This window comes from Nocardia sp. NPDC003999 (assembly GCF_053604885.1).
In genome coordinates this window covers 45,909-64,773 of the sequence record NZ_JBSGIB010000015.1, presented here as the reverse complement: position 1 = coordinate 64,773, position 18,865 = coordinate 45,909, and the positions used below count along the sequence as shown (strand labels likewise).

25 protein-coding genes are annotated in these 18,865 nt (G+C 68.8%); 15 read left to right on the top strand and 10 right to left on the bottom strand.

Features of this window, described 5'->3' with window-relative positions; translation table 11 throughout:
- Positions 1-59: 59 nt before the first annotated feature.
- Entirely contained in the window at positions 60-1,622 is a 1,563-nt protein-coding gene (locus ACWESM_RS25760; protein WP_355071937.1) for a bifunctional uroporphyrinogen-III C-methyltransferase/uroporphyrinogen-III synthase, read from the top strand.
- Between the two features lie 169 nt (positions 1,623-1,791).
- On the opposite strand, the gene ACWESM_RS25755 is transcribed toward ACWESM_RS25760, so the two are convergent.
- The 3 genes from ACWESM_RS25755 to ACWESM_RS25745 form a co-directional block, all read right to left on the bottom strand.
- Positions 1,792-2,064, bottom strand: a complete 273-nt coding sequence (locus ACWESM_RS25755; protein WP_355071939.1) for a hypothetical protein — start codon at positions 2,062-2,064, stop codon at positions 1,792-1,794.
- A gap of 116 nt (positions 2,065-2,180) precedes the next feature.
- Positions 2,181-2,990, bottom strand: a complete 810-nt coding sequence (locus ACWESM_RS25750; RefSeq protein ID WP_364424311.1) for a tetratricopeptide repeat protein — start codon at positions 2,988-2,990, stop codon at positions 2,181-2,183.
- Positions 2,991-3,026: 36 nt separating this feature from the next.
- The gene (locus tag ACWESM_RS25745; RefSeq protein WP_356962583.1) at positions 3,027-3,812 is read right to left on the bottom strand and encodes a hypothetical protein; all 786 of its coding nucleotides are present in this window, start codon (positions 3,810-3,812) and stop codon (positions 3,027-3,029) included.
- Between the two features lie 206 nt (positions 3,813-4,018).
- Between ACWESM_RS25745 and hemB the strand changes: the two genes are divergently transcribed.
- The 6 genes from hemB to ACWESM_RS25715 all read left to right on the top strand — a co-directional run bounded on the left by hemB (position 4,019) and on the right by ACWESM_RS25715 (position 7,257).
- Positions 4,019-4,996: a porphobilinogen synthase gene (hemB, locus tag ACWESM_RS25740; RefSeq protein ID WP_364424309.1), complete on the top strand. Its 978-nt coding sequence runs from the start codon at positions 4,019-4,021 to the stop codon at positions 4,994-4,996.
- Positions 4,997-5,001: 5 nt separating this feature from the next.
- A complete protein-coding gene (locus tag ACWESM_RS25735; protein WP_355071947.1) occupies positions 5,002-5,517 on the top strand; it encodes a hypothetical protein in 516 nt (171 codons plus the stop codon).
- A 321-nt stretch (positions 5,518-5,838) separates the two neighbouring features.
- Entirely contained in the window at positions 5,839-6,321 is a 483-nt protein-coding gene (locus tag ACWESM_RS25730) for a hypothetical protein (RefSeq protein ID WP_355071949.1), read from the top strand.
- Complete coding sequence (locus tag ACWESM_RS25725; protein ID WP_355071951.1) at positions 6,318-6,578, top strand: hypothetical protein; 261 nt, start codon at positions 6,318-6,320, stop codon at positions 6,576-6,578. The genes ACWESM_RS25730 and ACWESM_RS25725 overlap by 4 nt, the downstream gene beginning before the upstream one ends.
- Before the next feature lie 57 nt (positions 6,579-6,635).
- The gene (locus tag ACWESM_RS25720; RefSeq protein WP_355071952.1) at positions 6,636-6,866 is read left to right on the top strand and encodes a hypothetical protein; all 231 of its coding nucleotides are present in this window, start codon (positions 6,636-6,638) and stop codon (positions 6,864-6,866) included.
- 169 nt (positions 6,867-7,035) lie between these two features.
- A complete protein-coding gene (locus tag ACWESM_RS25715; RefSeq protein WP_355071954.1) occupies positions 7,036-7,257 on the top strand; it encodes a hypothetical protein in 222 nt (73 codons plus the stop codon).
- A gap of 21 nt (positions 7,258-7,278) precedes the next feature.
- Here ACWESM_RS25715 and ACWESM_RS25710 read toward each other — a convergent pair whose 3' ends face one another.
- On the bottom strand, positions 7,279-7,665 hold the full coding sequence (locus ACWESM_RS25710; RefSeq protein ID WP_355071956.1) for a hypothetical protein: 387 nt from the start codon (positions 7,663-7,665) through the stop codon (positions 7,279-7,281).
- 192 nt (positions 7,666-7,857) lie between these two features.
- Here ACWESM_RS25710 and hemL point away from each other — a divergent pair, with 192 nt between their 5' ends.
- The 8 genes from hemL to ACWESM_RS25670 all read left to right on the top strand — a co-directional run bounded on the left by hemL (position 7,858) and on the right by ACWESM_RS25670 (position 15,249).
- On the top strand, positions 7,858-9,177 hold the full coding sequence (hemL, locus tag ACWESM_RS25705; protein WP_397282087.1) for a glutamate-1-semialdehyde 2,1-aminomutase: 1,320 nt from the start codon (positions 7,858-7,860) through the stop codon (positions 9,175-9,177).
- A 359-nt stretch (positions 9,178-9,536) separates the two neighbouring features.
- Positions 9,537-10,187, top strand: a complete 651-nt coding sequence (locus tag ACWESM_RS25700) for a histidine phosphatase family protein (RefSeq protein WP_355072138.1) — start codon at positions 9,537-9,539, stop codon at positions 10,185-10,187.
- Complete coding sequence (locus tag ACWESM_RS25695) at positions 10,184-10,825, top strand: TlpA disulfide reductase family protein (protein WP_452493958.1); 642 nt, start codon at positions 10,184-10,186, stop codon at positions 10,823-10,825. Before ACWESM_RS25700 ends, ACWESM_RS25695 begins: the two co-directional genes overlap by 4 nt.
- Complete coding sequence (locus ACWESM_RS25690) at positions 10,822-11,076, top strand: hypothetical protein (RefSeq protein WP_364424300.1); 255 nt, start codon at positions 10,822-10,824, stop codon at positions 11,074-11,076. Before ACWESM_RS25695 ends, ACWESM_RS25690 begins: the two co-directional genes overlap by 4 nt.
- A gap of 40 nt (positions 11,077-11,116) precedes the next feature.
- On the top strand, positions 11,117-11,944 hold the full coding sequence (locus ACWESM_RS25685) for a cytochrome c biogenesis CcdA family protein (protein WP_397080062.1): 828 nt from the start codon (positions 11,117-11,119) through the stop codon (positions 11,942-11,944).
- On the top strand, positions 11,941-13,587 hold the full coding sequence (gene resB / locus ACWESM_RS25680; RefSeq protein ID WP_452493955.1) for a cytochrome c biogenesis protein ResB: 1,647 nt from the start codon (positions 11,941-11,943) through the stop codon (positions 13,585-13,587). The genes ACWESM_RS25685 and resB overlap by 4 nt, the downstream gene beginning before the upstream one ends.
- A 2-nt stretch (positions 13,588-13,589) precedes the next feature.
- A complete protein-coding gene (ccsB, locus tag ACWESM_RS25675; protein WP_364424294.1) occupies positions 13,590-14,555 on the top strand; it encodes a c-type cytochrome biogenesis protein CcsB in 966 nt (321 codons plus the stop codon).
- 40 nt (positions 14,556-14,595) lie between these two features.
- A complete protein-coding gene (locus ACWESM_RS25670) occupies positions 14,596-15,249 on the top strand; it encodes a Uma2 family endonuclease (protein ID WP_364424292.1) in 654 nt (217 codons plus the stop codon).
- A gap of 231 nt (positions 15,250-15,480) precedes the next feature.
- Here the strand turns inward: ACWESM_RS25670 and ACWESM_RS25665 are convergent, their stop codons facing one another.
- From ACWESM_RS25665 to ACWESM_RS25640, 6 genes are all read right to left on the bottom strand, one after another.
- Positions 15,481-16,200: a hypothetical protein gene (locus ACWESM_RS25665; RefSeq protein ID WP_364424290.1), complete on the bottom strand. Its 720-nt coding sequence runs from the start codon at positions 16,198-16,200 to the stop codon at positions 15,481-15,483.
- Positions 16,201-16,580: 380 nt separating this feature from the next.
- On the bottom strand, positions 16,581-16,934 hold the full coding sequence (locus ACWESM_RS25660; protein ID WP_355071971.1) for a hypothetical protein: 354 nt from the start codon (positions 16,932-16,934) through the stop codon (positions 16,581-16,583).
- The gene (locus ACWESM_RS25655) at positions 16,921-17,388 is read right to left on the bottom strand and encodes a hypothetical protein (RefSeq protein WP_452493953.1); all 468 of its coding nucleotides are present in this window, start codon (positions 17,386-17,388) and stop codon (positions 16,921-16,923) included. Before ACWESM_RS25655 ends, ACWESM_RS25660 begins: the two co-directional genes overlap by 14 nt.
- 250 nt (positions 17,389-17,638) lie before the next feature.
- Positions 17,639-17,905 (bottom strand): hypothetical protein, encoded by a 267-nt coding sequence (locus ACWESM_RS25650; RefSeq protein ID WP_364424286.1) that lies wholly within the window; start codon positions 17,903-17,905, stop codon positions 17,639-17,641.
- Positions 17,902-18,390: a DNA-directed RNA polymerase subunit beta gene (locus ACWESM_RS25645; RefSeq protein WP_452493951.1), complete on the bottom strand. Its 489-nt coding sequence runs from the start codon at positions 18,388-18,390 to the stop codon at positions 17,902-17,904. Before ACWESM_RS25645 ends, ACWESM_RS25650 begins: the two co-directional genes overlap by 4 nt.
- Entirely contained in the window at positions 18,387-18,848 is a 462-nt protein-coding gene (locus tag ACWESM_RS25640) for a hypothetical protein (RefSeq protein ID WP_452493949.1), read from the bottom strand. Before ACWESM_RS25640 ends, ACWESM_RS25645 begins: the two co-directional genes overlap by 4 nt.
- Between the last annotated feature and the right edge of the window lie 17 nt (positions 18,849-18,865).

Sequence of the window (18,865 nt, the reverse complement as noted above, 5' to 3'; positions counted from 1 at the left end):
GGAAGCATAGGCACCGTGCCTTCGGGTATGCCGGAGCCGAGCGCAAGCGAGGTGCAGGCATGAGCCGAGCCACGAAGAAGCACCCCGGTCGCATCCTTTTCGTCGGATCGGGTCCGGGTGACCCGGCGCTGCTCACGGTGCGGGCCCGTGAGGTCATCGGGCGGGCGACGCTGGCGTTCACCGACCCGGATGTCGACAAGGGTGTGCTCGCCCTGATCGGCACCTCGGTCGAGCCGGGGCCCGACGGCGAACGTCCCGTCGACGTGCGGCCCGCGCTCGGCGAGCCGGCCGAGGTGGCCAAGACGCTCATCGCCGAAGCGCGTGCCGGGCACGACGTGGTGCGCGTGGTCGCGGGCGACCCGCTGACCACCGATTCGGTGATCGCCGAGGTCAACGCCGTCACCCGCTCGCACATGGTCTTCGAGGTGCTGCCCGGCCTGCCCAACGGCTCCGCGGTGCCCAGCTACGCCGGCATCGCGCTCGGTTCCGGGCACACCGAGGCGGACGTGCGCGGCGAGGTCGACTGGGCCGCGCTCGCGGCCGCGCCCGGCCCGCTGGTCCTGCACTCGACCTCGGGTCATCTCGCGGAGACCGCGAGCGCCCTGGTCGAGCACGGCATGGCGCCGCAGACCCCGGTCGCGGTGACGGTACGGGGCACCACCCGTCAGCAGCGCACCATCGAGGCCACTCTGGCCACGCTGAACAGCGCCGCCTCCGAACTGGTCGGCCCGCTGGTGGTGACCATCGGCAAGGTGGTCGCGCAGCGCTCGAAGATGTCCTGGTGGGAGTCGCGCGCGCTGTACGGCTGGACCGTGCTGGTGCCGCGCACCAAGGACCAGGCCGCGGAGATGAGCGAACGGCTCGTCACGCACGGCGCCATCCCGATGGAGGTGCCGACCATCGCGGTCGAGCCGCCGCGCAGCCCCGCCCAGATGGAGCGCGCGGTCAAGGGTTTGGTCGACGGTCGCTACCAGTGGGTGGTGTTCACCTCCACCAACGCGGTCCGCGCGGTGTGGGAGAAGTTCGCCGAGTTCGGTCTGGACGCGCGGGCGTTCTCCGGTGTGAAGATCGCCTGCGTGGGGGAGGCCACCGCCGACAAGGTGCGGTCGTTCGGCATCAACCCCGAGCTGGTGCCCAGCGGCGAGCAGTCCTCCGAGGGCCTGCTGGCCGACTTCCCGCCTTACGACGACGTGTTCGACCCGGTGAACCGGGTGCTGCTGCCGCGCGCCGACATCGCCACCGAGACGCTGGCCGAGGGCTTGCGCGATCGCGGCTGGGAGATCGACGACGTCACGGCCTACCGCACGGTGCGCGCTTCGCCGCCGCCCGCGGAGACCCGCGAGATGATCAAGACCGGCGGTTTCGACGCGGTCCTGTTCACCTCGTCCTCCACGGTGCGCAACCTGGTCGGCATCGCGGGCAAGCCGCACGCCCGCACCATCGTGGCCTGCATCGGCCCCAAGACCGCCGAAACCGCCATCGAATTCGGCTTGCGCGTTGACGTGCAGCCCGATGTGGCCCAGGTCGGTCCCCTGGTCGAAGCGCTGGCCGAGCACGCGGCCCGGCTGCGCGCCGAAGGACTCCTGCCGCCGCCGCGCAAGAAGAGCCGCCGCAGTAGGTAGTTTTGCTGTGTCGGTCTTTCCAGCGCCTGCGGCGCTGGGTGTTCGCGGCCCGGTCTCGCTTCGCTCGAAAGACGTGGTTGCGGTGCGCTGGGCGCGTCAGGGGTGATTCGCGGTCGCGAAGGCTCGCTTATGCGGCTTCGCGACCGCGACCCGAACCAGCGATCGGATCTCAGTACCGTCTGCGCATCAAGGTGCGGACCATGGAGCAGGTGGCGTCGGAGGGTGGGCGGATGCCGATCACCTCGGCGGTGTGCCTGATTCGCTTGTTCGTGGCGTAACTCGGTGCGTAGACGCCGGAGTCGAGCAGTGCGATCGCCAGGCGCATCGCCTTGAGCCGCCGGTTGTGCAGGACGTACCACGCCTTGGGGCGGCCCGGAGGCAGCGGGCGCTTCTGCAAAGGGGTGTAGGGGCGATCGATGAGAACGGTTTGTGGTGTGCGCATTGGCATCCCTCCCGTGGCGATCGGGGGCGGGCGAGCCCCCTCGAACGTACCTTCGATTGTACCCGGGGGGACCGACAAACTTGGCTGGCCAGAAGGGTTTTCGAGCGTCCAGTGGCTCACAGATCGTGCAACAGTCGCATCGACTGCGGATGGCCGAGCGCGGCCGCGCGTTCCAGCCACTGCCTGGCTTCCCGCTGCGCCGGCGTGCGGCCGGTCGCGATGGCGGCGGCGGTCCGCAGCACCTCGGGGTCGGCGAAATCGCCTGCGAGGTAGGGGGTGTTGGCGGCGCGCAGCAATAGCGCGAGGTGGAACATCGAGTCCGGGTCGCCCGCTTCGGCGCCCTTGCGCAACCACCGCTCACCCTCGATCGGCTCGCCGCGGTCCAGATGCAAGGCGCCGAGCACCGCCATCGCATCGGTCCTTCCCCGCCGCGCGGCCTCGGTGAGCAGGTCGATCGCGCGGTCGAATTCGCCGCGGCGCGCCAAGCGCAAGCCGAGACTGCGCATGGCCGTGGGGTTTCCGGCGCGGACAGCTCGTTCGTACCACTGCTCGGCCTCTTCGTCGCGTCCACGCCGGTTGGCGATGACGCCCATATTGCAGAGGGCTTCCGGCAACCCGCGCTCGGCGGCCGGCCGCAACCAGCGCTCCGCCTCATCGATATTCCCGCGCTCGGTGTGCAGCAGGCCCAGCTGCATCCCCGCCGCTTCGTTGCCGCGGCCGGCGGCGGTCTCCAGCCAGTGGATCCCCTCGCCGATCCGCCCGTCGGCTCCCAGCAGCGCGCCGAGCATGCCCATCGCCGGCGCGCTGCCACCCGCGGCGGCCCGGCGCAGCCAGCGTTCGGCGCCCGCCGCGTCGCCCGCGTGCCACAGCGCTTCGGCGCGCCGTTGCATGGCGACCAACTCGACCTCGCTCGGCGGCTCGGTCATCTCAACAGCCCGTCTCGCGGAACACCACGCCGTCCATCATCGCGCCTGTTCCATCGGGACGCGGTACCCGTTGGCGTGCGCGTACGCGGTCAGCTGCGCGTCGTAGTTGCGGAGGCTGTCCAGCAGCCAGGTGTGTCCGGTGTCCTTGACGACCACGATCGGCCCCCGGCTGCCCGGCGGAAGCGTGGGTACCGAGCCGTCGAGGTACCAGGATGTGGTCGACCACGGGAAGATGAAGGCCCAGCCGATGTCGGCGACCCGCTGCGGCGGCCCGAGCTGTAAGGGGTCGGCCGGGGTGGCATGCCGTGCGCTGTGCTGGGCGAGCAGATGCCGTGCGCTGTTGCGGGCCACGCGCACGTCCAGCGGCCCCGAAGTGGTGTCCGGAAACCGGAGGCTGGTCTCCGCCCCTGCGCACAGTCGTCGGCCCGCCGCCTCCGTCACCTGGCACGGCCTGCTCTGCAGGCGGAGGAAGACGCAGCGGGCGGTGTCGGAGAAGCGCAACTGGACGATGGCGTCCTCGGTGCCGCCGGCCAGGTGCGTCCCCCGGCTGCGTATCCACTCGGGCTCGTCGGGCCGGATGCCGAGCATCCGGAAGGCGACGTGCGCGCCCGGCATCACCTCGGGCGCGGCCGATTGTCGTGCGACGAACTCCACGGCGAAGTTCTGGCCGGTGGCGTCGGTGGCACGCCAGACCCGCAGCATGAACGCGGGCGGAGGCAGACCGTCGGTGAGCACGGGCCACCAGTCGGCCAGCAACACCGCCGCCCACGACTCGAAGTCGGCGGCTCTGGCCAGCGAGATGTCGATGTGCGGATCGGTCATGCTTGTCCCCCAGCGGGTCTCGCCTAGTCGGAGTATGCGCCTTCGTCAGGGGGGTAATGTGTGATTTCGCACACTGTTATCACTCGGATGGCATGAGTGATCGCCGGGTAACGCGCGGCAGCTGTCCCAGAGGGTCGGGCCCGGCGTCGCGGAGCGGGCCACGGGCGCTCGCGACAGCGGATCGCGCCGGGCGTATCGTGCGATTCATGACCGGAATGGACCGCCCACGGCGGTTGCGCCGTACTCCCGCTCTGCGCCGTCTCGTGGCCGAAACCACGCTCGAACCACGGCAATTGGTGCTGCCGATGTTCGTGGCCGACGGCTTGGCGGAGCCGCGTCCGATCGGCTCCATGCCGGGCGTGGTGCAGCATTCGCTCGACTCGCTGCGCAAGGCGGCGGTCGAGGCGGTCGCGGCGGGTGTCGGCGGCATCATGCTGTTCGGCGTGCCGCGTCCGGAGGACAAGGACGCGGTAGGCAGCGCGGCCAGCGATCCGCGCGGCATCCTCAACCGCGGCCTGCGCGCCCTCGCCGACGAGGTGGGCGACTCGACCGTGGTCATGGCCGACACCTGCCTGGACGAGTTCACCGATCACGGGCACTGCGGTGTGCTCGCGGCCGATGGCGCGGTCGACAACGACGCGACGCTGGACCGCTACGTCGAGATGGCGCTCGCCCAGGCCGAGGCGGGCGCCGACCTGCTCGGCACCAGCGGCATGATGGACGGCCAGGTAGGCGCGATCCGGCGCGGTCTGGACGCGGCCGGGCGCATCGATACCGGCATCCTGGCCTACTCCGCCAAATACGCTTCGGCGTTCTACGGACCGTTCCGGGAAGCGGTCGCTTCCTCGCTGGAAGGCGACCGGCGCACCTATCAGCAGAACCCGGCAAATCGGCGCGAGGCGATCCGCGAGCTCGAACTGGACCTGGCCGAGGGCGCGGACATCGTCATGGTCAAGCCGGCCATGTCGTATCTGGACATTCTCCGCGAGGTCGCCGATCACTCGACGGTCCCGGTCGCCGCCTACCAGATCTCCGGCGAGTACGCGATGATCACCGCCGCCGCCGAGCGCGGCTGGATCGACCGCCGCGGCGCCGTCCTCGAGTCGCTGCTGAGCATTCGCCGGGCCGGCGCGGACTTCGTGCTCACCTACTGGGCGACCGAGGCCGCGAACTGGCTGTCGTGACGAATATGGCGGGACCGTTCGCCGCGGGCTCGGCCCGGCCCCCGATGCCGGAGGATGTCGGTACCGCGCGGCAGCTGTGGTGGGGTGTCGTCGGATTCGGCGTGGTGCAGTTGATCGCCTCGATCGTCGCTGCCCTGGATCAGCGGCGCACGTTCGCCGAGCAGGTCTTCGAGCAGGCCAGGACGCAAGATCCGCAGGTCACGATGGCAAGCGCCGAGCTGATGGTGTCGCTGGTCTACGTAGTCGTGGTGCTGATCGGGCTCGGTCTGTCCGCGCTCGCTCTGGTGATCGTGCACCAGTTCGGGCGTGGCAAACCGTGGGCGCGCACCGTGCTGACGGTCCTCGGCGCCTGGTCCGTGGTGATCGGCGTCGGCGCGTTGCTGGCCATCGACGCGGTGACCGGGACGGCCTCGCTCGTCGCGGGCGGTGCTTCCATCGTGCAGGGCGTGCTCGCGGTCGGCGCCATCTATCTGTCCCACCGACCCGAAGCCACCGCTTACTTCCAGCCGGGCAGGCGTTGAGGCTCTGAATGGAACAGGTTTCCAATTTGTCCGAGACAGTCCGGCATGTATGGTGAGGGTTGTCACAGTGGACGTGGAAACCGGTAGTCGTCTGCCGTTCGTTGGCGCCTATTACGCGCGCGAACTCGGCAAATGGCTCCGGAGGATCGGAGGCATCGATGCGAGTGGTGATCCAGCAGCCGCACAGCATTCGGCGGGATCTGGCCGTCTTGAGTCTGCTGATTCTGTTCGCCGTGCTGACCGTCGCCGTGCTGTTGCTGCCCGGCTTGAGTCGCTGATTCCGCTCTCCGCCTTGGTCCACGCTGCCGCGGGGGCTCCGGCGTGACCGCCGAAGCCGTCTTGTTCACCGAGCCGGGCGCCCGCTGGCGCGCCGTAGCCTACGGGCCGATCCTGTGCCTGGCCGTTCTCGTCCTGGAACTCGTCACCGGTGGTGACGTGCACTGGTTCGCCCTGCTGTTCTGTGCCGCGCTGATCGCCGGTTTCGTCGCACTGCAAGTGGTCGCGGGCAAACGGCACGTCGGCGTCGAACTCACCGCGGAGACGCTGCGTTCGGGCACCGAGTCGCTCCCGCTGAGCTCGATCGCGGAGGTCATGCCGGAACGGGACGAGAACTCCTGGGACGACGAAGAGTGGGAGTCGGCCAGGGCGCTCGGTGAGCTGAGCGGCGTGCCGCGCCGCCGTACCGGCATCGGGCTGCGGCTGGCCGACGGCAGCCTGGTGCAGGCCTGGGCCAGAGACCACAAGGCGCTGCGCGCGGCGTTGACCGAGGCCGTTCAACGCAGTTCGGACGGAGTGGACCGATGAGGCGCTGGCTGGTCGCGGTGCTGGTGGAAGTGGATCTGTTCGTGCTCGCGCTGATCGGGGCGGCGTTGAGCGCACGCGCGGGCATGCGCACCACCGATTTCCCGCCGTCCGGCGACGCCCCGGGTTTCACCGCGATCCGCTATGCCGCGCCTTGGTGGCTATTGGCCACGCTGCTCGTCGCGGTGGCCGGTGTGCTCGCCATCGACGCCGCGGCCCGGCTCGCGCGTGGACTGCGTGGCGCCGGAGCCGTGCGCTGATCGACGCGAATTCGTCTGCGGTCGTTTCATGCCGCGCGTAGCGGGAACGCCGATCACATGAAACCAACTGTCCAGCGAACACTTTTCGGTGCGGTGGCGGCCGGTGTGATCGGCGCGGCCGCAGCCGTACCAGCCACCGCGTCCGCCGAAACCGTTCCGCAAGAGCCTGTTCCGGTGACACCCGCCTTCGCGGCCACGCCGCCGGCACCGCTGCTGCACGCGCTGCCGACGCCGTTGGCGTGCCTGGTGACGACCGGCTTCGCCGCGTTCTGTCTGGGCATCACGTAGCCACGGATTGCCTGCTAACCGCTGCGGACCGCGCGCAGGCGGGTTACCGTGCTACCGCTCCCGGTTCGGCGCCCGACGCCCGCCGACCGTGCGCTTTGGTTGGAATGGCCCTGGGGCCGTTAGTATTTCGGCCGTATCTGGTACGTGCGTCGATGAAGGAAAGTGTTCGATGAACCGGTTCGCCGTGAAGATTTGTGCCGCGTTTGCCGTGGCCGCCGCCCTCGGACTCGGGGCCGCGCCCGCAGGCGCGACCCCGGGACTGCCACTGGAGGACGCGAACCCGGTCGATGCGCCGATCCTGGTGCCGGATTCCGGATCCGCCGGCCCTTACAACGGGTTCATGTGCTTCCTGCACACGATGTCGGCGCAGGTCCCCTGCATGTACGCCTGACGGCGGCGGCCCGGCGCCCGTTCAGTTCCAGTGCTGGTAGATGTCCAGCACACGGCCGTCGCGGGTGCCGGGGGCGTTCAGGTAGACGGTCACCGTGCCGTCCGGATGGCCCGCCGCCTCCAGCACCACCTGGCGCAGTGTGGCGTGCACCGCACCGCGGTCGTCGCGGTAGATCGCGGAGTCGTTCTTCAGTCCGGCGCCGATCCGGCTGGGCGGGACGAACATGGTGACCACGGCGGGAATCGGCCCGCCGGCCAGCGCTGCGGTCGCCGTGTGGTCCAAGGGGATGGCCAGCCGCACGTCGTCGATTTGATCGAGCGGCTGCGCGGCGGCGGATCCGGCGCCGAGTGCCATTGCGGCCCCCGCGACGACGGCGAGCACACCCACGCTGACGATGGCAATCCGCATGCAGACCCTCCCGAACGATGGACGAATGTGAGCTGAGACTACGCACCGGCAACCGTTCAGCGATCGAAATCCGCGCGAACCCCACCTCGGCGTGTTGCCGGGCGGCTGCGGCCTGCATCACTGCACTACACCCTGTCGTCAAGCCGATTTTCCGGTGCTGAGAGACTGGAACTCGTGAGTTCTTCTCCGCGCGTGACCAGTGCAGCTGTGCCGGTTTCCGCTCAGCTCTTCGACCGGGCGAGTTCGGTGATTCCGGGTGGCGTCAACTCTCCGGTGCGGGCATTTCGATCCGTCGGCGGCACACCGCGATTCATCGCCTCGGCCGACGGCTGGAGGCTCGTCGACGCGGACGGCAACGAGTACGTCGACCTGGTCTGCTCCTGGGGCCCGATGATCCTCGGCCACGCGCATCCGGCGGTAGTCGAGGCGGTGCGCGGCGCGGCGAGCGGGGGTCTGTCCTTCGGCGCGCCGACCGAAGCCGAGATCGAACTCGCCGAGGAGATCGTGCGGCGGGTCACGCCGGTGGAGCGGGTACGGCTGGTGAACTCGGGCACCGAGGCGACGATGAGCGCGGTCCGGCTGGCCCGCGGCTACACCGGACGCACCAAGATCATCAAGTTCGCCGGTTGTTATCACGGCCACGTCGACGCGCTGCTCGCCGACGCGGGCTCCGGCGTCGCCACGCTCGGGCTGCCCACCTCGCCCGGCGTGACGGGCGCGCAGGCCGCCGACACCATCGTGCTGCCCTACAACGACATCGACGCCGTCGCCGCCGCGTTCGCCGCGAACCCGGGTCAGATCGCCTGCGTGATCACCGAGGCGGCGGCGGGCAACATGGGCGCGGTGGCGCCGCTGCCCGGATTCAACGCGGGACTGCGCGCGCTCACCGCCGAGCACGGGGCGCTACTCGTCATGGACGAGGTGATGACCGGATTCCGGGTCAGCGCCGCGGGTTGGTTCGGCCGGGAAGGCGTCGCGGGCGACCTCTACACCTTCGGCAAGGTGATGAGCGGCGGTCTGCCCGCGGCCGCGTTCGGCGGTCGCGCCGAGATCATGAACCACCTCGCGCCGCTCGGGCCGGTCTACCAGGCCGGGACGCTGTCCGGTAACCCGGTCGCGGTGGCCGCGGGCCTCGCCACACTGCGCGCGGCCGACGAGGCGGTGTACGCCGCGCTGGACCGCAACGCGCGGCGGCTCGGCGAGCTGTTCACCTCGGCGCTGACCGCCGCGGGGGTCGGGCACCAGGTCCAGTTCGCAGGCAATATGGTGAGCGTGTTCTTCGCCGAACGCCCGGTCACCGACTACGCCGCCGCCAAGGCGAGCGAGACCTGGCGCTATCCAGCGTTCTTCCACGCCCTGCTCGACGGTGGCGTGTACGCGCCGCCGAGCGCGTTCGAAGCGTGGTTCGTCTCCGCGGCGCTCGACGAGGACGCGTTCGACCGTATCGCTGCCGCCCTGCCCGCCGCCGCGCACGCGGCGGCGGCCGCCACCCCCGAAGGATCCCGCGCGTGACCTCCGACCTCGATCAGCCCGATGCCGACCGGCGCGAGCCGGCCAAGCCGTCCGCCGCGCCGGAGGTGACCGCGACGCACGGCGCGACCGCCGTCGCGGTCGATCCGGCCGCGGACGCGACCGTGATCGACGCTGGTGAGCAGTTCGCCGCCGCGAGCGCCGGGACGCAGACCGCCGAGCCAGGATCCGAGGAATCCAGCCTGGTCGACGCGGGCGCCCAGTTCGCGGCGGCTGCCGCGTCGTCGGACGCGCAGGTCGTCGCGGCGCGTAAAGGGGACAAGCCGGCTCCGGCCGAGACCGAGACCAATGGAACCGAGGCGGCGGAGCACGCCGACGCGCGGACCAGCGCCACCGACCGGGTGCACGACGGCGGCGCCGCCGCGATCGAGACGATCGTGCACGTCCTGCGCCACGGCGAGGTGCACAACCCGAACGGCATCCTCTACGGCCGCCTGCCCGGCTTCAGCCTTTCGGTGGCGGGCCGTGCGCAGGCCGCCGCTGTCGCGCGGACCCTGGCCGATCACGACATCGCCGTGGTCATCGCGTCGCCGCTGCAGCGTGCTCAGGAGACCGCCGAGCCGATCGCCGCGCAGCACGACGTCATCGTGCGCACCGACGAGAACCTCATCGAGGCGGGCAACACCTTCGAAGGCCTGCGCGTCTCGGTCGGCGACGGCGCGCTGCGCAAGCCGCGGCACTGGTGGAAGCTGCGCGACCCCTTCACCCCGTCCTGGGGCGAGCCGTACCTCCAGATCGCGCACCGCATGCTGGCGGCCGTGAACAAAGCCCGGGTCGAAGCGGCCGGGCGGGAGGCCGTGCTCGTCTCCCACCAGCTACCCGTTTGGACGCTTCGGCGGTTCCTCCAAGGCCAGCGCCTATGGCACGACCCCCGGCAACGGCAGTGCTCGCTCGCCTCGCTGACCTCGCTCGTCTATCACGGCGACACGCTGGTCGACATCGTCTACTCCGAGCCCGCGGGCGGCTCGGACCCCTCGGTGCACGGCGCATGACGCACCGCACCGCGTTCCCCATCCCGCCTTCGGCGCGCGCCGGGCGGGTGCTGCCGGCTCTGCTCGCGTGCGTGGCGCTGATCGCCGCGCTCGCGGGTTGTTCGACCGGTTCGGACGCGGTGGCCTCGGGCGGCACCTTCGAATTCGTCTCGCCCGGCGGCAAGACCGACATCCGCTACGACCCGCCCGCCGCGCGCGGCACCATCGGCAAACTCGCCGGTCCGGACCTGATGATCGCGGGCAAGACCACCTCGGTGGAGGACTACGCGGGCAAGGTCGTGGTACTCAACCTGTGGGGCCAGTGGTGCGGTCCGTGCCGCGCCGAGGCGCCCGCCCTGGAAAAGGTCTACGAAGCGACCAAGGACAAAGGCGTCGCCTTCCTCGGCATCAACGTCCGCGACCCGCAACAGGACAAGGCCCAAGATTTCGTGGTCGACAACAAGGTCGGCTACCCGTCCGTCTACGACCCGTCGATGCGCACGCTCTTGGCGCTCGGCGGGAATTTCCCTACCAGTGTCATCCCCACCACGCTCGTCCTCGACCGGCAACACCGGGTCGCCGCGATATTCCTGCGGTCCCTGCTGGCCGAAGATCTGCAGTCAGTGGTCGAAAGTATCGCCGCGGAGGAATCACAGTGAATCGCGACCGTCGTACCCGCCACCTGCGTGCCTGTCGGCCACGGCAGGGCGCCCGACGAATCGGCGGCGGATGGGCCGTCGACGACCGGTGGGCGGGCATCGCCACCGTGCCGCGCAGCGTCGCGGCCGAGTCGTTGCTGGACTTCCCGGCGTTCGACGCGGCCGAGGAACCCGCGGCCACCGAGCGCACGGTAGCGCCACGCCGCGGCGCCGGACGATCGTCCGAGGACACGCGGGAGGACTCGGTGTGACCCTCGCGCGCACCGCGCCGCGTACCGGGGAGGACCTGTGATGGTGCTCGCCGCAGTCGGTGATTCGTTCCAGCAGACGGCGGCCTCCGGGCCGCTGCTGCTGGCGCTCGGCGCGTGCCTGCTCGCGGGTCTGGTGTCGTTCGCCTCGCCGTGTGTGGTGCCCCTGGTGCCGGGGTACCTGTCCTATCTGGCCGGACTCGTCGGCGCGGAGGCGCCGCCTGCCACGGTGGCGGAGGCCACCGGCGGACGCGTCGCGACTGCCGCGCGGCCGCTTCGGTCGGGACGGATGCGGGTCGCGGGTGCGGCCGGTTTGTTCGTCGCCGGTTTCACCGTGGTCTTCGTGCTCGCCACCGCGACCGTGTTCGGCGTCATCCAGACCCTCAACGTGAATCGGGAACTGCTGCAACGCATCGGCGGTGTGGTGACGATCCTGATGGGCCTGGTCTTCATCGGCCTGGTGCCCGCGTTGCAGCGCGACACCCGGATGGAACCGCGCAGGCTCACCAGCCTCATGGGCGCTCCGCTGCTGGGCGGGGTGTTCGCGCTGGGATGGACGCCGTGCCTCGGCCCCACGTTGTCGGGCGTCATGGCCGTGGCCGCGGGCACCGACGGGACCACGGCGGTGCGCGGGGTCGCGCTGATCATCGCTTACTGTCTCGGCCTCGGTCTGCCGTTCGTGGTGCTGGCGTTCGGGTCCGCGAGCGCGCTGCGTGGGGTCGGGTGGCTGCGCCGCAATTCCCGCACCATTCAGATCATCGGGGGCATGTTGCTCGTCGCGGTCGGCGCCGCGCTGGTCACCGGGGCGTGGGACCAGTTCGTCGCCTGGGTGCGGGACGCGTTCGTCTCCGAGGTGACCCTGCCGATATGACCGTGACCGACCACCCCACGATCGAAAGCCCCGAGCGTCCGCCGCGTCAATCGCTGATCGGGCGGGCCTGGGCGTTCCTGCGCAACACTTGGCGCGGGCTCACCAGCATGCGCACCGCCCTGGTGCTGCTGTTCCTGCTCGCCCTCGCCGCGATTCCCGGCGCGCTGCTGCCGCAGCGGAACCTGAACGAGCAGAAGGTCGAGCAGTACATCGCGAGCCGGCCCACGCTCGGCCCGTGGATGGACCGCTTCGAGCTGTTCGACGTGTTCTCCAGTTTCTGGTTCACGGCCGTCTACGTGCTGCTGTTCATCTCACTGGTGGGTTGCATCCTGCCACGCACGCTCGACCACTACCGCGCTCTGCGCACACCGCCGGTGCGCGCGCCGCGCAATCTGACGAGGCTTCCACACCACTACGCGGCCCGGGTCGAGCGGTCGCCGCAGGAGCTGATCGACCACGCCCGCGCCCAGCTGCGCGGCTGGCGCACCGAGGTCCGCCCCGGCCCCCGCGAGGGTGAACTGGCGCTGTCCGCGGAGAAGGGCTACACCCGCGAACTCGGCAATCTGGTGTTCCACCTCGCGCTGGTCGGGCTGCTGGTCGCCATCGCGATGGGCAAGCTGTTCGGCTACGAGGGCAGCGTCATCGTGCTGGCGAACAACGGCCCCGGCTTCTGCACCACCTCGCCCGCGGTGTTCGACTCGTTCAAGGCGGGCAACGTCAACGATGGCACCGGCATGACCCCGGTCTGTGTGCGGGTGAAGGATTTCCAGGCCGACTACCTGACCAACGGGCAAGCGGAGATGTTCACCGCGGACCTCTCCTACCAGGCGGGCGACGATCTGCGGACGAACACCTGGCGCGACACCAGGGTGCAGGTCAACCATCCGCTCCGCGTCGCGGGTGACCGGCTCTACCTGCAAGGACACGGCTACGCGCCGACCTTCACGGTGACCTTCCCCAACGGCCAGACCCGCACCGAGTCCATTCAGTGGCGGCCCGACGACGCCTCGACGTTCCTGTCCAGCGGCGTGCTGCGGATCGACCCGCCCGGTGGGATGTACGCCACCGACGAGGAGCGCCGCAAGAACCAGATCGCGATCGAGGGCTTGTTCGCGCCCACGGCGATGTTCCACGGATCGTTGCTGTCCTCCGCGTACCCCGCGATGAACGATCCCGCTGTCGCGGTCGACATCTATCGCGGCGACACCGGCTTGGACACCGGTAAGCCGCAATCGTTGTTCGCCCTCGATCCCGAGCAGGTCAAGCAGGGCAGGCTCGCCAAGGAGGCCAGGGTCAATCTCCGCCCCGGCGAGTCGACAACGCTGCCGAACGGCACCAAGGTCACCTTCGACGGCGCGCAGGAGTTCGTGAATCTCCAGGTCTCGCACGACCCGGCCCAGCAGTGGGTGCTGGTGAGCGCGCTGCTGATGATGGCGGGCCTGCTGGTCTCGCTGCTGATCAAGCGCAGGCGGATCTGGGTGCGGGTCTACCCGGCCGAGGACACAGCCGGTACCGTGGACCAACGACGCACTGTAGTAGAGATGGGCGGGCTCGCCAGGACCGACCAGGCGGGCTGGGGCGGCGAGTTCGACCGGCTGCGCGCGCGCCTGCTCGATGAGCACGCCGAGACCACGGGAGAGTGACGATGCCGATCGACGAGACCATCGCCAGGTACAGCGATTTCGCCTTCAAGACGGCGATCGTGGTGTACGCGCTGGTGCTGGTGCTGCTGATCTGGCAGTACGCGACGGCGCGCAGCCGCCAGGTCTCCGAGCGCGAGCTGGTGACGGTGGGCGGCGGATCGACACCGCAGGGACCCGGCCGCGTCAGCGAGCCCGAGGGGCGGCCGCTGTCGGAGCGGCTGGGCAACATGGCGTTCTCGGTGCTCATGGTGGCTATCGCGCTGCACGTGGGCTCGATCGTGCTGCGCGGCTTCGCCACCCACCGCTTCCCGCTCGGCAACATGTACGAGTTCGTCACCATGGCGACGGCCGCCGCCGTGCTGGTCGGGATCGCGCTCCTGCGCGAGCAGCGCTACCGCGCCATGTGGGTTTTCCTGCTGGTGCCGGTGCTGATCCTGCTGTTCCTCGCAGGCACGGTGCTCTACGCCGACGCGGCACCCGTGGTGCCCGCGTTGAAGTCGTTCTGGCTGCCGGTGCACGTCACCATCGTCAGCGTGGGCAGCGGCGTCTTCCTGTTCGCGGGCGTGGCGAGCATGCTCTTCCTCTACCGCCTGCGTCAGCCGGACGGCCAGGAGTCGGCCAATGTGCTCGGCGCCATCGCCCGCCGCCTGCCCGACGCCCGCACCCTCGACCGGCTCGCCTACAAGGCCACCATCATCGGCTTCCCGCTGTTCGGCGCGGGCGTCATCCTCGGCGCCATCTGGGCCGAAGCCGCCTGGGGCCGCTTCTGGGGCTGGGACCCGAAGGAAACCTGCTCCTTCATCGCCTGGGTCCTCTACGCCGCCTACCTCCACGCCCGCGCCACCTCGGGCTGGCGCGACACCAAGGCCGCCTGGATCAACATCGCCGCCTTCGTCGCGATGCTGTTCAACCTGTTCATCATCAACATGGTGATCAGCGGGTTGCATTCGTATGCGGGGTTGAACTGAGGGGCGTTCTGACCCCTGCATAGGCCGCTACCATTGCGGCATGTCGGTGCCACACATCCAACGGCCGGACCTCCCTGAGTCGATGACCTGGGAGGAGTTGGAGCGACTCCCCGAGGAGATCGCGGAGCAGATCGAGTTGTGGGACGGTCGCGTGGTCTGGGTACGACGCGGGCCCGGCGAACACCAGGTCTTCACCCGTCGGCTGACCAACTCCCTCGAGCGCTGTGCGCGAAAGTCGATGGCGGACCGGCCGGAACACTGCTGGCGCGTCAACTTCGAAACCAACGTCTTCCTGGGACGCACCGGCAAGTCCAACTTCCTGACCCCGGACTTCCTCGTTCACCGCTGTCTCGAATCGCCCTATCAGGACGTACGGGGAGGCGATGTCCTCCTGGTCGGCGAAGTCTTGTCCCCGTCCAACACGCAGACGGACATCGAAGCCAAGAAAGGTCGGTACGCCAGCGCTGGCATCCCTTGGTACTGGGAGGTGACGTTGGCCCGTGAGGTCAGCGCGATCGCCACCGTTCGCGCTTACGGTCTCGACATCGGCCATGCGCAACTCCCGGACGGAGTCCATCCGCTCCGTGCCGCTAATTACATCCTCGCGGCCGAATGGACCCACCAGAACCGAGACGGTATCGAGTTCGACCGCCCGTTCGCGATCGCTATCCCATGGACCGAACTCGAATTCTGACGTCAGGTCGGCTCGCCCCATCACGGTGGCAGCCGCGATCATCGATCATCGATCGCCCTGGTGCAGGAGGAGGCCGGACCTGCACGTTCCACAGTGATGGCATCGCCTTCGCCGAACCCGACCTTGCGGAACGGGCGAAGGAGATCGTCCGGGACGAACTCGACCGGGGCACGGCCGAGGGCCACGCGGCCTTAGCCGTGATGCTTCGCCCATTCCGCTCACACTCAGTGGTCAGACAGTACTGGAGGCTCCGGACCCCGCCGGTCCCATCCAGGCGCGCAGGTCCACGACGCTGTCGCAGTAGTCGTCGGTGTCGTCGAGAACCGGCTGTCGAGCGAGGTCGCCGGTACGCACCAGCGGTGCCAGTTCTTGGGCGAGGTAGGCGTATCCGGTCGGGCGGCCGTCGGTGCCGCTGACGGCCAGGTCGATGCCGTAGGTGCGGTCCGTGCGGGTGACATGGATGTAGATGCGGCAGGTGTCGGCGTCGGTGTACAGGAATCCTGCGAACGTGTAGTCGTCGGCGAACCAGGGCAGGCCGCCACCGACCAAGAGGCTGAACAGACTGAACAGGCGTTGGTCACCGGAATCGGCTTCGGCGGTGTAGTCGAACCCGGTATCGGCCGCGGCGAGGACGGTGTTGCCGTGGCTGTCACGCGGTTGGTCCTCGTGGTCAGCCAGTAGCTGTGTGACAGCGGGCGCGACGGTGAACCGGGCGTGGTCGACAGCGCCAGGAACATCGAGCAGGCCTGTGCCGGAAGATAATTCGTAATCCACGGCGATTCCTGAGACAATCGTCGCGGTCGGCGACAGCACGATCCGGGCATGTCCGGAGTTGGCGCGTACCACTCCCCGCACCCGGGGGCCGACTGCAGTACCGGCCGGGGCGAGGACCAACGGAATCGTGCGGTACAGCAGCAGATCGAACCGGCCGTCGGCGTCTGGATCGGGCACCGAGTTACCTCCTTGGTCGACGAAGTGTTTCCACCCACCCATCCGGAATCACGTTCGTGCGCTCATATAGAGCCTGCTGTCGCGGTAATCCCAAGGGTTTCTTCGATCTGATCAGAGAATGAGGTGTGGGCATAGTGAGCGGAGACGGTCGACGAAGCAAGGACGGTGTTTCGCTGATGACAGTCACGATTGAACCCAGCACGGCCGCAGGACTTCGTTCGCGCCATCGAGAGGCCCTGCGGCGTCTAGGGCTGACACGAGAGGAGATCGGGGAGCTCGCCGCTCGGTATGCTTTGACGACAGAGGAACTGGCGGCATGGAACGAGTTGCGATCCATCGAGTTCCTGCTCGGTGATGCGTGAGGTAGCTCGATCCGCTGGCTACGCCGGTTCGGCCCAGAATCCAGCCCTATCGATCACGATGGCGCATGGCTGGTTGAGCACCCCCGCCTTGTAGACGGCCTCGCTGAGGTGAGTCGACATCAGAACCATCCACGTCTTCCACGGCGTGCTCTCGCCATTGGGAGTTCCAGCTTTCGCCGCGAGGCGCGAATAGTAGTCATGAAGTTCCTGGTCGGTGAAGCGGAACTCTACGGGGGGAACCACCGGTGATTCGCCTACAGCCGTGAGTAGCAGCCGACCTGCGCTGCCGCGGCCGATCTGGTATCCCCACTCGTTACCGGCACGAATCACCGAATCAGTGAGTTCAGCCAGATTCGGATCAGACTTTTCCACCACAGGCTCCTCCTGGGTAGGCGGTGATGATCTTGCCTCTCTCGTTCACGATCACGGTGGGCTGAACCGTCTTGGCTATCGCTCCCGTGGTGCGGTTGACGAGATAGATCTGCCCCGTGTAACAGTACTTGCCGCTCCCGACCGAGCCATGCCAGTCGGGTGCGTCGTGAGCTTTGGCGATAGCCATGTCGGCGACGTCCCTCCAATTGCGACCTTCGATTCCTGCAAGGCCTTCCCACTCGCTCATGTGTCTCTGCTGGATGTGTCGATAGCCTGATTCTTCGTCTCCACACAGCAGTTTCCAGTCGCCGAAGGTTGTGACGACCTTGTCCGCAGGCGAGCTGATTCCGCACGCTCCCCAGGGGAATGACGCATGAGCCAGTGGGCTTTGGACCGCCCCGCCGATCAGGCTGAACACCGCTGCTGCGGCGACGATCAATGTGCGTATCTTCATCTCAACCCCCACGTAGTCGCACCGGATCGGTGCCTATCTGAAATTTCGTTGCTTCCCCGGTGATGGCGCGTCAGCGGCCCGATACGGCTCAATCGCCTCCAGCGGGTGGTGGTAGCGCGCCGTCCTGACTGCCAACTTCATTGCTTTTCAACATGCTTTGACGCACCGGCCACGACTTTGGTTCCCTCGATCGGTTCCCTTGAGTGACTCGATCCCTTCTCCGGTGTCGACGGGCACCCGGCTGGCCTTATCAACATTCGAGGTAGAGCCGCTCGTTCGGGAGGCGGGGGAGGCCGGTGGGGTCGCCGGGTAGGACGGTTACCGCGCCGGGGCGGTGGCGGGCGTTCCAGTCCTGGACGAATACCAATGCGGCGGTGAGGCATGCGGCGAAGTCCATTCGTTGGTCGTGCAGGTAGACCGAAAGGTGTACGTCGGGTTCCTCTGGGTGCGGGGACTGGGTGCGGCCGGTCATGAGACTGCGAATCGGCGGCGTGATCGATTCGCCGTGCGAGTTCATCGGCCTGTCCTGACCGCGCGTGTTAGCAGGGATGCTTGCACTGCATCCACCACCAGCCGTCCTGAGGGCCGGTAGGTGTCGCAGGGAACCTCGAGCCATGCGCGGTATGCGGTGTTGCTGTCGGCCGGGGAAGGGAGGGCGATCAATCCGCCGTCGCGGATCACCTTCACGCGATCCCGGAACAGGCCCGCGAAGATTCGAGGTTCGTCGGGCAGATCAGGCCGCACCAGGAATGTCCAGGTCAGGGAATGCGGGTGCGTAATGATCGGGCCGAGACCGTATCCGCCGCTGCGCAACCGGTCCGTCGCTGCCCGCCCCAACGGCTCCGGCACCGAGACACCCCACACCAGCGAACCTGCTCGCACCACGATTCGGCCGAGTGCTTCGGGTTCTACCTCGGCAGGCAGTTGACAGATCATCTTGTAGTACGCGCACCGCCCGGATGGGGTTGCCAGATCGAAGCCTTCGATGCCCGGCGCGCTCATGCCTGAGCCTCCGCGTCCCCCGACGGCGCCGGGGTGGGGTACAGGGTGCGGCCGAGCATCACGTGTCCCGGCATGATCACGCTGCACACTCGCGTGAAGTCGGCCGGAACCGAGCCGCCCAGATGCGTCATCCCCGGAACTATCACCGCACTCGCGCGGGCGACGTGCACCATTTCCACCACACGCGCCGCCGCCACCGGCGATACCGTCTGCGGCGCAACCACATAGATCGCGGCCAGTGTGTAACCGTGCCGCCGTGCGAGCGCCTCGATCGTCGCTCGATCGTTCACGGCGTCTGCCCCCGCGACCGCCGCGCACCGCATCCCGATGGCCAGTGCGCCGTGCGTATCTGTCAGCGAGCCGCGCAACGGCGTCGACTCGTCTTTCAGATACGCCGCGATCCGCTCCAGCTCAGGCACTCCCGCCCGATACAACCCCTGCCGACTGCTCGCATCCATCCCCTGCGCCTCCCTGC

Coding starts and splice junctions, on each gene's coding strand:
- ACWESM_RS25760 (WP_355071937.1), top strand. CDS start 60: ATGAGCCGAGCCACGAAGAAGCACCCCGGTCGCATCCTTTTCGTCGGA.
- ACWESM_RS25755 (WP_355071939.1), bottom strand. CDS start 2,064: ATGCGCACACCACAAACCGTTCTCATCGATCGCCCCTACACCCCTTTG.
- ACWESM_RS25750 (WP_364424311.1), bottom strand. CDS start 2,990: ATGACCGAGCCGCCGAGCGAGGTCGAGTTGGTCGCCATGCAACGGCGC.
- ACWESM_RS25745 (WP_356962583.1), bottom strand. CDS start 3,812: ATGACCGATCCGCACATCGACATCTCGCTGGCCAGAGCCGCCGACTTC.
- hemB (WP_364424309.1), top strand. CDS start 4,019: ATGACCGGAATGGACCGCCCACGGCGGTTGCGCCGTACTCCCGCTCTG.
- ACWESM_RS25735 (WP_355071947.1), top strand. CDS start 5,002: ATGGCGGGACCGTTCGCCGCGGGCTCGGCCCGGCCCCCGATGCCGGAG.
- ACWESM_RS25725 (WP_355071951.1), top strand. CDS start 6,318: ATGAGGCGCTGGCTGGTCGCGGTGCTGGTGGAAGTGGATCTGTTCGTG.
- ACWESM_RS25720 (WP_355071952.1), top strand. CDS start 6,636: ATGAAACCAACTGTCCAGCGAACACTTTTCGGTGCGGTGGCGGCCGGT.
- ACWESM_RS25715 (WP_355071954.1), top strand. CDS start 7,036: ATGAACCGGTTCGCCGTGAAGATTTGTGCCGCGTTTGCCGTGGCCGCC.
- ACWESM_RS25710 (WP_355071956.1), bottom strand. CDS start 7,665: ATGCGGATTGCCATCGTCAGCGTGGGTGTGCTCGCCGTCGTCGCGGGG.
- ACWESM_RS25695 (WP_452493958.1), top strand. CDS start 10,184: ATGACGCACCGCACCGCGTTCCCCATCCCGCCTTCGGCGCGCGCCGGG.
- ACWESM_RS25685 (WP_397080062.1), top strand. CDS start 11,117: ATGGTGCTCGCCGCAGTCGGTGATTCGTTCCAGCAGACGGCGGCCTCC.
- resB (WP_452493955.1), top strand. CDS start 11,941: ATGACCGTGACCGACCACCCCACGATCGAAAGCCCCGAGCGTCCGCCG.
- ccsB (WP_364424294.1), top strand. CDS start 13,590: ATGCCGATCGACGAGACCATCGCCAGGTACAGCGATTTCGCCTTCAAG.
- ACWESM_RS25670 (WP_364424292.1), top strand. CDS start 14,596: ATGTCGGTGCCACACATCCAACGGCCGGACCTCCCTGAGTCGATGACC.
- ACWESM_RS25655 (WP_452493953.1), bottom strand. CDS start 17,388: ATGAAGATACGCACATTGATCGTCGCCGCAGCAGCGGTGTTCAGCCTG.
- ACWESM_RS25650 (WP_364424286.1), bottom strand. CDS start 17,905: ATGAACTCGCACGGCGAATCGATCACGCCGCCGATTCGCAGTCTCATG.
- ACWESM_RS25645 (WP_452493951.1), bottom strand. CDS start 18,390: ATGAGCGCGCCGGGCATCGAAGGCTTCGATCTGGCAACCCCATCCGGG.
- ACWESM_RS25640 (WP_452493949.1), bottom strand. CDS start 18,848: ATGGATGCGAGCAGTCGGCAGGGGTTGTATCGGGCGGGAGTGCCTGAG.